A 12,536-nucleotide genomic window follows, 5' to 3' on the forward strand; every position below is an offset into this window, starting at 1 on the left:
TGCATTGTCCTCTCTCGACTGTACCTATGATTCCAGTGCAGCGGAGACCTTTTTATGCCCGTAACGCCCAATACACTGCTTCAGGCCACCCCGCAGGCCAAGCCTCAGGCCGCCGTCAATTCACCGGCAGCGGCCCCTGAGTTCGGGAATAAAGCCTCCAGCTTCGCCCAGGTCTTCGCCCGCCAGGCCCCCGCCAAGTCGTCGACGGCCCCCGAGCCATCGGTTAAACAGGTACGCGACCAGGCTTCTGATAACACCGTCAAAAAAGACGAAGGCAACGAAACGGCTGCCGCCTCCGAGACGACGGTTGCCGATAGCGGCAAATCCTTGCCCGCCGACAAACCGTCAACGGCCGATGACAAGGTGGCCAGTGATGACGGTGCCGACACGACTGAAACCCCAGTGGCGGAAGTTGATTCTGACGATCCGGCTGTGGACCCCGCGCTGCTGCCGGATATGATCGCAACGGTTGTCGCAACCGAGGCAGAACCCGCCCCCGTGGTGGCCACGACGACGCCTCAAGTCGCCGCTGCGGCGGCGCCGGTTGCTCCATTGGCCACAGCGGCCCAGGCTTCGGTGGCGGTCGATCCTGAGTTCGATCCGGCGGCCGATCCGCTCGATGCATTGCCTGCCTTGCGCCTGGCGATGGAGCAGAGCGGCCATGTTTCCGCTGCCAGCCAGGCGCAGTCCAAGACACCTGCCCCTGCATCGCTTGACGGTGAGCCGACATCGGCCCAAACCTTTGCCGCTGGCATGGCAAGCATGCTCACCGTCCAGGCTGACCAGAACAGTACTGGCCCCGGCAGCCAAGGCGGTGAAAAGGCATTTGGCGGCTTGATCAATGAGGGCCTCAAGGATCTGACCGCTGCTTCCAGCGATACTCGCGTGGATGACTTCGCCAACCGTCTGGCAGCGCTAACCCAGGCCGCCACGCCAAAAACCGCCAATGCGATACCGGTCAACCAGCCTATCGCCATGAATCAGAGCGGCTGGACCGAAGAAGTGGTCAATCGGGTGATGTACCTGTCGAGTGTCAACCTCAAGGCGGCCGATATCCAGTTGCAGCCGGCCGAACTCGGTCGTCTGGATATTCGGGTGAACATGGTTCCGGATCAGCAGACCCAAGTGACGTTCATGAGCGCTCATTCCGGCGTTCGCGAAGCGCTCGAAGGTCAGATGCATCGCCTGCGCGACAGTTTTGCCCAGCAGGGCATGGGCCAGGTCGACGTCAGCGTGTCCGACCAATCCCGTGGCTCCCAAGGGCAGGAACAGCAAGCGCAGCAACAGGCTCAGGCTGGGCGCACAACATCGTCCGGCGGGCGGGTGGATTCGGTAGAGGAAGACCTGCCAGCCAGCATTGCTGAAGTAGCAGCCACCGCCACCAGCGTGATCGGCACCAGCGCGGTCGATTTCTACGCCTGACCCCAAGATGCCCCCAATGTGGGAGCGAGCCTGCTCGCGATAGCGGAGTGTCAGTCACCCATTTGGGGGACTGATCCATCGCTATCGCGAGCAGGCTCGCTCCCACATTGGTTTTATGGCGTTCTGCAGATTGCATCCCAATCGTGATCCTTGTGCCCCGACACTTCTGGCATAACACTTGCTCCTGCCTTGCCGTGCAACAGTGAAAACCCCGATTAGTGACGGATTATTGGCATGGCGAAGAGCGAAGCAGCAGCTGTAAAGGACCCGGCAACCAAGGGCAAAATCAAGCTGATCATCTTGATCGTGGTGGGCTTGCTCCTGGCCATTGGGGTCTCTGTGGGGGCGACCTGGTATTTCATGCACAACGCTCAAAGCAAGCCGGCCGTGGCGGTCGAAGCCGCGCCAGTGGGCAAGCAGCCGGCGATTTTCGAGCCGATGGCGCCCGCTTTCGTGACCAACTACACCCAGAACGGCCGCCAACGCTACATGCAGGTCAGTATCACCCTGTTGGGCCGCAATCAGGCTGATCTGGAAGCGCTGCGGGTGCACATGCCACTGATCCGCAATAACCTGGTGATGCTCTTTTCCGGACAGAATTTCGACACCCTGGCCACGCCCGTCGGCCAGGAAATGCTGCGTCAGAAAGCCACGGCCAGCGTGCAGGAAGTGGCTCAGAAAGAGCTCGGCAAAGTGGTGATCGAACAGTTGCTCTTCACTAACTTCGTATTGCAGTAGGAACCCGACATGGCCGTGCAGGACCTGTTGTCCCAGGATGAAATCGACGCGCTGTTGCATGGTGTCGACGATGGCCTGGTGCAGACCGAAAACGCTGCTGAGCCGGGCAGCGTCAAAAGCTACGACCTGACCAGCCAGGATCGCATCGTTCGCGGACGGATGCCGACCCTGGAAATGATCAACGAGCGTTTCGCCCGATACACCCGCATCAGCATGTTCAACATGCTGCGCCGTTCGGCCGATGTGGCCGTCGGTGGCGTGCAGGTGATGAAGTTCGGTGAATACGTGCACTCGCTGTATGTACCCACCAGCCTCAACCTGGTGAAGATCAAGCCGTTGCGCGGCACAGCGCTGTTCATCCTTGACGCCAAACTGGTGTTCAAGCTGGTGGACAACTTCTTCGGCGGTGACGGTCGTCACGCCAAGATCGAAGGGCGTGAATTCACCCCGACCGAGCTGCGGGTAGTGCGCATGGTGCTGGAGCAGGCCTTTGTCGATCTGAAGGAGGCCTGGCAGGCGATCATGGAAGTGAACTTCGAGTACATCAACTCGGAAGTGAACCCGGCCATGGCCAACATCGTCGGCCCGAGCGAAGCCATTGTGGTTTCGACCTTCCACATCGAGCTCGATGGCGGTGGTGGCGATCTGCACGTGACCATGCCGTACTCGATGATCGAGCCGGTACGGGAAATGCTCGACGCCGGCTTCCAGTCGGATCTCGACGATCAGGACGAGCGCTGGATCAATGCTTTGCGTCAGGATGTGCTGGATGTCGACGTGCCGATCGGCGCGACGGTTGCCCGGCGTCAGCTGCGCCTGCGGGACATCCTGCATATGCAGCCGGGGGACATTATTCCTGTCGAGATGCCTGAAGACATGATCATGCGCGCCAACGGTGTACCGGCCTTCAAGGTCAAGATGGGCTCTCACAAAGGCAACCTGGCGTTGCAGGTGATCGAGCCGATCGAACGCCGCTGAGCGGTGTCGAATCCTTACGTTTTTAACTGAATTTTTGCCCGCCGAGGACAAATGATGGCTGACGATATGAACACCCAGGATGACCAGGCGCTGGCCGACGAGTGGGCTGCGGCCCTGGAAGAAACCGGCGACGCCGGGCAGGCCGACATTGACGCTTTGCTGGCGGCCGACACTGGCGCTCACGCCTCCAACCGCCTGCCGATGGAAGAGTTTGGCAGCGTGCCCAGAAGCAACGAACAGGTGACGCTGGACGGGCCGAACCTGGACGTGATTCTCGACATCCCGGTGTCGATTTCCATGGAAGTGGGCAGCACCGACATCAACATCCGCAATCTGCTGCAGCTTAACCAGGGCTCGGTGATCGAGCTGGATCGCCTGGCTGGCGAGCCGTTGGATGTATTGGTCAACGGCACGCTGATCGCCCATGGCGAGGTAGTGGTGGTCAACGAGAAGTTCGGCATTCGCCTGACGGACGTGATCAGCCCGAGCGAACGCATCAAGAAGTTGCGCTGAGTGAAAGGTTTTTTCGCCGCAGCCTTGATGCTGCCATTCAGCGTGCTGGCGGCCGAACCGGTAGCCACCGTAGCGGCTGCGCCGGCGGCGGGTAGCGGGATCGCCGGGCAACTGGCGCAATTGGTGCTCGGTCTGCTGCTGGTGCTGGGGTTGATCTTCTTCCTGGCCTGGTTGCTGCGGCGTGTGCAGCAGGCGGGGCCAGCCGGCAAGGGGCAGGTCATCGACATCGTCGGTTCCCGCGCGCTTGGCCCGCGGGACCGGCTGGTGCTGGTTCAGGTTGGCAACGAGCAGATTCTGCTGGGGCTGAGCCCGGGCACCATTACTGCATTGCATGTTCTCAAGGAGCCGGTGCAGGTGCCTGCCACCGACCAGGCCACCCCCGAGTTTGCCCAGCGTCTCATGGAACTGTTGGGTAAAGATCAGAAGGATAAAAAGTAATGCCATTGCGCATTCTGTTGGCGGTGGTCCTGATGCTGGCCGCGCCGTTGGTGCTTGCCGCCGATCCACTGTCGATCCCGGCAATTACCTTGGGCACCAACGCCGAAGGAGCTCAGGAGTATTCGGTCAGCCTGCAGATCCTGCTGATCATGACCGCGCTGAGTTTCATCCCGGCGTTCGTCATGCTGATGACCAGTTTCACTCGGATCATTATCGTCTTTTCGATCCTGCGCCAGGCCCTGGGCTTGCAGCAGACGCCGTCGAATCAGATTCTTACCGGCATGGCGCTGTTCTTGACGATGTTCATCATGGCACCGGTCTTCGACCGGGTGAACCAGGATGCGCTGCAGCCCTATCTGGCGGAAACCATCACCGCCCAAGACGCGGTGGCCAAGGCTGAAGTGCCGATCAAGGATTTCATGCTGGCCCAGACCCGCACCAGCGACCTGGAACTGTTCATGCGCCTGTCCAAGCGCACTGACATTGCCAGCCCGGATCAAGCGCCGCTGACCATCCTGGTGCCGGCGTTCGTGACGTCCGAGCTCAAGACCGCGTTCCAGATTGGTTTCATGATTTTCATCCCGTTCCTGATCATCGACCTGGTGGTCGCCAGTGTGCTCATGGCCATGGGTATGATGATGCTGTCGCCATTGATCATTTCCCTGCCGTTCAAGATCATGCTGTTCGTGCTCGTGGACGGCTGGGCCCTGATCATCGGCACCCTGGCGGGCAGTTTCGGCGGTGTTTAGGCCATTTGTGCGGGTAGCAAGAATATGACGCCTGAAGTAGCGGTAGACCTGTTCCGCGAAGCGCTCTGGCTGACGACCATGATGGTCGCCGTGCTGGTGATACCCAGCCTGCTGGTGGGCTTGCTGGTGGCGATGTTCCAGGCCGCGACCCAGATCAACGAACAGACCCTCAGCTTCCTGCCGCGCCTGCTGGTGATGCTGGTGACGTTGATCGTCGCCGGTCCCTGGCTGGTGCAAACTTTCATGGAATACATCCTGCAGCTTTACGGCAGTATTCCGCAGTTGATCGGCTGACCGATGTCGATGCTCGAACTGACGGATACCCAGATCAGTACCTGGGTGGCGTCATTTATCCTGCCGCTGTTTCGTGTCACCGCGGTGCTGATGAGCATGCCGGTGTTTGGCACTACCCTTGTGCCGACCCGCGTACGGCTGTATTTCGCCCTGGCGATTACGGTGGTCATCGCGCCAGGGTTGCCGCCTATGCCGCCGGTCAACGCTCTGGACCTCAGTGCATTGATGCTGGTGGCCGAGCAGATTCTGATTGGCGTCTTGATGGGCTTTTCGCTGCAGCTGTTTTTCCAGGCGTTTGTGGTGGCCGGGCAAATCATTTCGATCCAGATGGGCATGGCGTTCGCCTCCATGGTCGACCCCACCAACGGCGTGAACAGCGCTGTGATCGGGCAGTTCCTGACGATGCTGGTGACCCTGCTGTTTCTGGCCATGAACGGGCACTTGGTGGTGTTTGAGGTGTTGACCGAGAGCTTCACCACATTGCCGGTGGGCAGCGCGATGCTGGTCAATCATTTCTGGGACATCGCCGGCAAGCTTGGCTGGGTTCTAGGGGCGGCGATGGTGTTGGTATTGCCCGCGATTACCGCGTTGCTGGTGGTCAATATTGCCTTTGGCGTGATGACCCGGGCGGCGCCGCAGTTGAACATTTTCTCCATTGGCTTTCCGTTGACCCTGGTGCTGGGCCTGGTGATTTTCTGGATCAGCCTGGGGGATCTTCTCAATCAGTACCAGCCGCTGGCGACCCAGGCCCTGCAGCTGTTACGCGACATGGCACAGGCGCGCTGAACCATGGCCGAAAGCGAGAGTGGGCAGGACAAGACAGAAGACCCCACGGAGAAGCGCAAGAAGGAGTCTCGGGACAAGGGCGAGATTGCGCGCTCCAAGGAGCTCAATACCCTGGCGGTGATGTTGGCCGGGGCGGGCGGTCTGTTGATTTATGGCGGCGGGCTGGCCCTGGATCTGCTGGAAATCATGCGCCTGAATTTTTCCTTGCCCCGCGAGGTACTGCTCAGTCCCGGTGCCATGGGGCAATACCTGCTGCACTCCGGCAAGATCGCGATCCTGGCCGTGCAACCGGTCCTGATCTTTCTGCTGTTGGCGGCCATTATTGGCCCGATTTCCCTGGGGGGCTGGCTGTTTGCCGGTAAGAGCCTGGCGCCCAAGTTCAGTCGGATGAACCCGGCCAACGGCCTCAAGCGAATGTTTTCCAGCACGGCGCTGATGGAGTTGCTCAAGGCGCTTGGGAAGTTTTTCCTGATCCTGTTTGTCGCGCTGACGGTACTGCAGGCCGATATCGACGACTTGCTGCGCATCGCCCATGAACCCTTGGAGCAGGCGATTATCCACAGCGTGCAGCTGGTGGGCTGGAGTACCTTGTGGATGGCTTGCGGCTTGATTCTGATCGCCGCCATCGACGTGCCGATCCAGCTGTATCAGAGCAAGCAGAAGCTGATGATGACCAAGCAGGAGATCCGCGACGAGCATAAGGACCAGGAGGGCAAGCCGGAGGTCAAGCAACGGATTCGCCAGTTGCAGCGTGAAGTGTCCCAGCGCCGGATGATGGCGGCGATCCCGGATGCCGACGTGGTCATCACCAACCCGACTCACTACGCCGTGGCACTCAAGTACGACCCCGATAAAGGCAATGCTCCGGTGTTGCTGGCCAAGGGCAGTGATTTCCTGGCGCTGAAAATCCGCGAGATTGCCGTAGCCAACGAAGTGATGCTGCTCGAATCCCCCGCGTTGGCGCGATCGATTTACTACTCCACCGAACTCGACCAGGAAATCCCCGGAGGCCTGTACCTGGCCGTGGCCCAGGTGTTGGCCTACGTCTATCAGATCCGTCAACACCGCGCCGGCAAGGGCAAGCGCCCCGAGCCTCTCAAGGATTTGCCGATTCCACCGGATTTGCGCCGCGACTCCTGATTCGGGCCTGCGTTGATTGCGCTCGGATGCAGAACCAGTGGGAGCGAGCCTCGATTGCATACGGCGCCTTGGCTAGCGCCTCTATTTCAGCCTCTGACAAAAGTTGGAAGGCTTCTTGCAATACCCCGTCTACGCCCGTTCCGGGCGTCAAAAGTTTGCTTCACAGGAACGGGGATTATTGGTGGATCGCTCTCAGTTATTCAACACCGCGCGCAACAACGTAGCCGACCTCAGCCGGGGTAATCTGGGCGTGCCGTTGTTGCTGCTGGTCATGCTCGCCATGATGATGCTGCCGGTGCCACCGTTTCTGCTGGACGTGTTCTTCACGTTCAACATCGCTTTGTCCATCGTTGTACTGCTGGTGTGTGTGTACGCATTGCGGCCACTGGATTTCGCGGTGTTCCCGACCATTCTGCTGGTGGCGACGCTGATGCGCCTGGCGCTCAACGTGGCGTCCACCCGGGTGGTGATGATCCACGGGCATGAAGGCCACGCCGCTGCCGGTAAGGTGATCCAGGCCTTCGGTGAAGTGGTGATCGGCGGAAACTACGTGGTGGGTATCGTCGTCTTCGCCATTTTGATGATCATCAACTTTGTCGTGGTGACCAAGGGTGCCGGACGGATTTCCGAGGTGAGCGCGCGTTTCACCCTCGATGCAATGCCCGGCAAGCAAATGGCAATCGACGCCGACCTCAACGCTGGCCTGATCGATCAGGGCCAGGCCAAGGCCCGTCGTCTGGAAGTGGCCCAGGAAGCCGAGTTCTATGGCTCCATGGACGGTGCCAGTAAATTCGTGCGCGGCGATGCCATCGCCGGCCTGCTGATCCTCTTCATCAACCTGATCGGCGGTATGGCTGTCGGTATCTTCCAGCACGGCATGACATTCGGCGATGCCGGCAAGGTTTACGCGCTGTTAACCATTGGTGACGGTTTGGTGGCGCAATTGCCATCACTGTTGTTATCCACAGCTGCCGCGATCATGGTGACCCGTGCGTCCGGCTCCGAAGACATGGGTAAGCAGATCGGCCGGCAGATGTTTGCATCGCCCAAGGCGTTGGCCGTTGCAGCCGGACTGATGGCCGTGATGGGCCTGGTCCCCGGGATGCCCCATTTCTCGTTTCTGAGCATGGCCGCATTGGCGGCGGGTGGCGCCTACCTGTTCTGGAAGAAACAGAACGTACAAAAGGTTCAGGCCCTGCAGGAGGTCAAGCGTCAGCAGGAACTGTTGCCGTCGCCGGCTCGTGCCATGGAAACCAAGGAGCTGGGCTGGGACGACGTGACGCCGATCGACATGATCGGCCTGGAAGTCGGTTACCGTCTGATCCCCTTGGTGGACCGCAATCAGGGTGGTCAATTGCTCGCGCGGATCAAGGGTGTGCGCAAGAAGCTGTCCCAGGACCTGGGCTTTTTGATGCCCACTGTACATATTCGTGACAACCTCGATCTGGCGCCAAGTGCCTATCGCTTGACGCTGATGGGGGTGATCCTGGCCGAAGCCGAGATTTACCCGGACCGTGAACTGGCGATCAACCCGGGACAGGTCTACGGTTCGCTCAACGGCATTACCGCCAAGGATCCGGCTTTTGGTCTGGAAGCGGTATGGATCGAAATCAGCCAGCGGGCCCAGGCCCAGTCCCTTGGCTATACCGTGGTGGACGCCAGTACCGTGGTCGCGACCCACTTGAACCAGATTCTGTACAAGCACTCCAGCGAGCTGATCGGTCACGAAGAAGTCCAGCAATTGCTGCAAGTGCTGGCCAAAGGCTCGCCGAAGCTGGCCGAAGAGCTGGTGCCTGGCGTGGTTTCGTTGTCGCAATTGCTCAAGGTGTTGCAGGCGCTGTTGGCTGAGCAGGTGCCGGTGCGCGACATTCGCAGCATTGCCGAGGCTATCGCCAACAACGCTTCCAAGAGTCAAGATACCGCCGCTCTGGTGGCTGCGGTGCGGGTTGGCGTATCCCGCGCAATCGTCCAAAGCATTGTAGGCACTGAGTCGGAGCTGCCTGTGATCACGTTGGAGCCAAGGTTGGAACAGATATTGCTCAATAGTCTGCAGAAGGCAGGACAAGGCTCGGAAGAGGGCGTTCTGCTGGAGCCAAGCATGGCCGAGAAGCTGCAGCGTTCGCTGATCGATGCAGCCCAGCGGCAGGAGATGCAAGGCCAACCGGTGATCCTGCTGGTGGCCGGTCCGATTCGCGCGATGCTTTCGCGATTCGGGCGCCTCGCGGTCCCGGGGTTGCATGTGCTGGCGTACCAGGAAATACCGGACAACAAGCAAGTGACCATCGTTGCGACAGTAGGGCCCAACGGCTGAGGTAGTGGTTTATGCAAGTGAAGCGTTTTTTCGCCGCCGATATGCGTCAGGCCATGAAGCTGGTTCGTGACGAGCTGGGCGCTGAAGCCGCCATCATCGGCAACCGTCGGATCGCCGGCGGTGTCGAGCTGACGGCGGCTCTGGATTACAAATTGTCGGCGCTGGCCCCACGTGTTCCCAACATGGAACTCGAGGATGAGCTGCGCAAGACCCAGTCGCGCATCGCCAGTGCCCAGGCCGAATTGAGCTTGCGCAGCAGTGACGGCGAAGCCAGCGCGGGCACCAATCGTCAATTGTTCGCCGGCCAGCCTCTGACCGCCGGATTGCCGTTGACCGCTGCTGAGCCACTGGTCGAGCAGGCCAAGGCCGAGCCGCGTCGTCCGGCGCCGGTTCAGGCTGCCTCAGGCGGTGGCGTCGACCCGCGCGCCCTGGACTCGATGCGCTTCGAACTCAACAGCCTGCGTGAACTGATGGAAGTTCAGCTCGGCTCCCTGGCCTGGAACCAGTTGCAAGGCAACCGTCCGGCCCAGGCAAACCTGTGGCGTCGCCTGCAACGTATCGGCCTGTCCGGTCCGTTGTCCCGCGACCTGCTGGCGCTGATCAACGATATCGAAGAACCTCGTCAGGCCTGGCGCATGTTGCTGGCGCACCTGGCGCGGATGATCGCCACGCCGGAAGTCGAGCCTCTCGAAGAAGGTGGCGTCATTGCCATGGTCGGCCCGGCCGGCATGGGCAAGACCACCACCCTGGCCAAGCTCGCGGCGCGTTATGTACTCAAGTACGGCGCCCAGAGCATCGCCCTGGTGAGCATGGACAGTTTCCGTATCGGTGCCCAGGAACAACTCAAGACCCTTGGCCGGATCCTCAATGTGTCGGTGACCCATGTGGATCCGGGCCAGTCCCTGGCCCAGGCGCTGGAACCGCTGCTGCGCAAGCGCGTCGTGCTGATCGATACCGCCGGCCTGCAAGCCAGCGATCCGGCCCTACGCATGCAGCTTGAAAGCCTGGCCGGGCGTGGGATCCGGTCAAAAAATTATCTCGTGTTGGCAACCACCAGCCAGAAACAGGTTCTAACCGCCGCATACCACAGCTACAAACGCTGCGGGCTGGCCGGCTGCATCCTGACTAAGCTGGACGAAACGGCAAGCCTGGGCGAGGTGTTGAGCCTGGCGATCGGTCATGATTTACCGGTGGCCTACCTGACCGACGGGCCGCGGATCCCGGATGATTTGCATCTGCCGCGCCGTCATCAACTGGTCAGTCGTGCCGTGAGTGTGCAAATGCAGGAAGAACCCAGCGAAGAAGCCATGGCTGATATGTTCGCTGATATCTACCACAGCCCGACCAAGCAGGTCGGCTGAGGTAATCATGAATATTTTTTGTACCTACATCGATGGTCTGCCATGCATTGTTCCTTCATGCGAGCGCGCAGCCAGTAATGTGGCCTCCGTCTAAGTAAGACAAGGTAAAGAACGAACATGGGCAGCATGCATCCCGTACAGGTGATCGCGGTGACCGGCGGCAAAGGTGGCGTCGGCAAGACTAACGTGTCAGTGAACTTGTCCCTGGCTCTGGCAGAGCTTGGCCGACGGGTCATGCTGCTGGACGCCGACCTGGGCCTGGCGAACGTCGACGTGCTGCTGGGGCTCACGCCCAAGCGCACGCTGGCGGACGTGATAGAGGGCCGCTGCGAACTGCGCGACGTGCTGCTGCAAGGGCCGGGCGGGATTCGCATCGTGCCGGCTGCCTCGGGCACCCAGAGCATGGTTCACCTGACCCCGGCTCAACACGCCGGCCTGATCCAGGCCTTCAGCGACATCGGTGACAACCTCGATGTGCTGGTGATCGACACCGCTGCCGGTATCGGTGATTCGGTCGTCAGTTTCGTACGCGCTGCCCAGGAAGTCTTGCTGGTGGTCTGCGACGAACCGACGTCCATCACCGACGCCTATGCCCTGATCAAGTTATTGAACCGTGACTACGGCATGAACCGCTTCCGCGTCCTGGCCAACATGGCCCAGAGCCCGCAGGAAGGTCGCAATCTGTTCGCCAAGTTGACAAAGGTCACGGATCGTTTCCTGGACGTCGCCCTACAATACGTCGGCGCTGTGCCCTACGACGAAAGCGTACGCAAGGCCGTCCAGAAGCAACGTGCGGTTTATGAAGCCTTTCCCCGTTCCAAATGCGCACTGGCGTTCAAGGCTATTGCCCAGAAGGTTGATACCTGGCCACTGCCAGCCAACCCTCGCGGGCATCTGGAGTTTTTCGTCGAGCGTCTCGTGCAACAAACAGCAGGGCCCGTGTTATGACAGCCAGCGGTTACAACCATCTCTACAAGAAATCGGCACGGGACGCCCAGTACGAATTGATTGAGCGATACGCGCCTCTGGTCAAGCGTATCGCCTATCACTTGCTGGCGCGGTTGCCGGCCAGTGTCCAGGTTGAAGACCTGATCCAGGCGGGCATGATCGGCCTGCTCGAAGTGTCGAACAAATACGACGCGAGCAAGGGCGCCAGTTTCGAGACCTATGCCGGTATTCGCATTCGCGGGGCGATGCTCGATGAAGTCCGTAAGGGTGATTGGGCGCCGCGTTCGGTGCATCGCAATACCCGCATGGTCAGTGACGCCATTCGCGCCATTGAAGCTAAAACCGGGCGTGACGCTAAAGATCACGAGGTTGCGGCCGAACTCCAATTGAGTCTCGATGATTATTACGGGATTTTGAACGATACCTTGGGCAGTCGCCTGTTCAGTTTCGACGACCTGCTGCAGGACGGCGAACACGAAGGGCTGCACGAGGACGGCGCGAGTGCTCACATGGAGCCATCGCGTGACCTGGAAGATGAGCGTTTCCAGAGCGCGCTGGCGGATGCGATTGCCAATTTGCCGGAGCGTGAGCGACTGGTCTTGGCGCTGTACTACGACGAAGAGCTGAACCTCAAGGAAATCGGTGAGGTCCTGGGTGTCAGCGAATCGCGGGTCAGCCAGTTACACAGCCAGTGCGCGGCCCGTTTGCGGGGGCGTTTGGGGGAGTGGCGAGCGCGCTGACAGCAGTGTGGGGACACTGCGAACGAGGCTGGCCTGGCATGTGCTGAGCCAGTCTTTCTCTGTTGTCCTCCAGACCGTTGTCGAGTGTTGTGCCGGATTGATTGAAATGGCGCGTTCA

The 12,536-nt window shown here is 60.2% G+C and carries 13 protein-coding genes; all 13 read left to right on the forward strand.

The features are described 5' to 3' along the window. The first annotated feature begins 54 nt into the window (after positions 1–54). The 13 genes from MKS85_RS06065 to fliA all read left to right on the forward strand — a co-directional run bounded on the left by MKS85_RS06065 (position 55) and on the right by fliA (position 12,418). Positions 55–1,422, forward strand: coding sequence for a flagellar hook-length control protein FliK (locus tag MKS85_RS06065; RefSeq protein ID WP_139050817.1), 1,368 nt, complete (start codon positions 55–57; stop codon positions 1,420–1,422). A gap of 234 nt (positions 1,423–1,656) precedes the next feature. Then, the gene (fliL, locus tag MKS85_RS06070; protein WP_139050816.1) at positions 1,657–2,160 is read left to right on the forward strand and encodes a flagellar basal body-associated protein FliL; all 504 of its coding nucleotides are present in this window, start codon (positions 1,657–1,659) and stop codon (positions 2,158–2,160) included. A 9-nt stretch (positions 2,161–2,169) separates the two neighbouring features. Continuing rightward, positions 2,170–3,138 carry a flagellar motor switch protein FliM gene (gene fliM, locus MKS85_RS06075; protein WP_003184019.1) on the forward strand — a complete coding sequence of 323 codons (969 nt, stop codon included), beginning with the start codon at positions 2,170–2,172 and terminating at the stop codon, positions 3,136–3,138. Between the two features lie 54 nt (positions 3,139–3,192). Beyond that, positions 3,193–3,651, forward strand: coding sequence for a flagellar motor switch protein FliN (gene fliN, locus MKS85_RS06080; protein ID WP_047226255.1), 459 nt, complete (start codon positions 3,193–3,195; stop codon positions 3,649–3,651). Further along, the gene (fliO, locus tag MKS85_RS06085) at positions 3,652–4,089 is read left to right on the forward strand and encodes a flagellar biosynthetic protein FliO (protein ID WP_047226256.1); all 438 of its coding nucleotides are present in this window, start codon (positions 3,652–3,654) and stop codon (positions 4,087–4,089) included. It abuts the gene before it with no gap. Next, positions 4,089–4,838 (forward strand): flagellar type III secretion system pore protein FliP, encoded by a 750-nt coding sequence (gene fliP / locus MKS85_RS06090; RefSeq protein WP_047226257.1) that lies wholly within the window; start codon positions 4,089–4,091, stop codon positions 4,836–4,838. The genes fliO and fliP overlap by 1 nt, the downstream gene beginning before the upstream one ends. 24 nt (positions 4,839–4,862) lie before the next feature. Continuing rightward, a complete protein-coding gene (fliQ, locus tag MKS85_RS06095; RefSeq protein WP_047226258.1) occupies positions 4,863–5,132 on the forward strand; it encodes a flagellar biosynthesis protein FliQ in 270 nt (89 codons plus the stop codon). A gap of 3 nt (positions 5,133–5,135) precedes the next feature. Then, positions 5,136–5,918, forward strand: coding sequence for a flagellar biosynthetic protein FliR (gene fliR, locus MKS85_RS06100; protein WP_047226259.1), 783 nt, complete (start codon positions 5,136–5,138; stop codon positions 5,916–5,918). A gap of 3 nt (positions 5,919–5,921) precedes the next feature. Next, positions 5,922–7,058: a flagellar biosynthesis protein FlhB gene (gene flhB, locus MKS85_RS06105; RefSeq protein ID WP_047226260.1), complete on the forward strand. Its 1,137-nt coding sequence runs from the start codon at positions 5,922–5,924 to the stop codon at positions 7,056–7,058. Positions 7,059–7,239: 181 nt separating this feature from the next. After that, positions 7,240–9,369, forward strand: a complete 2,130-nt coding sequence (flhA, locus tag MKS85_RS06110) for a flagellar biosynthesis protein FlhA (protein WP_047226414.1) — start codon at positions 7,240–7,242, stop codon at positions 9,367–9,369. Between the two features lie 11 nt (positions 9,370–9,380). Then, the gene (flhF, locus tag MKS85_RS06115) at positions 9,381–10,730 is read left to right on the forward strand and encodes a flagellar biosynthesis protein FlhF (RefSeq protein WP_047226261.1); all 1,350 of its coding nucleotides are present in this window, start codon (positions 9,381–9,383) and stop codon (positions 10,728–10,730) included. Between the two features lie 117 nt (positions 10,731–10,847). Further along, a complete protein-coding gene (gene fleN, locus MKS85_RS06120; protein WP_003184001.1) occupies positions 10,848–11,678 on the forward strand; it encodes a flagellar synthesis regulator FleN in 831 nt (276 codons plus the stop codon). Continuing rightward, the gene (gene fliA / locus MKS85_RS06125) at positions 11,675–12,418 is read left to right on the forward strand and encodes an RNA polymerase sigma factor FliA (protein ID WP_003184000.1); all 744 of its coding nucleotides are present in this window, start codon (positions 11,675–11,677) and stop codon (positions 12,416–12,418) included. Before fleN ends, fliA begins: the two co-directional genes overlap by 4 nt. Positions 12,419–12,536 lie beyond the last annotated feature (118 nt).

The organism is Pseudomonas sp. JL2, from assembly GCF_031570495.1.
Lineage (GTDB): Bacteria > Pseudomonadota > Gammaproteobacteria > Pseudomonadales > Pseudomonadaceae > Aquipseudomonas > Aquipseudomonas rhizophila.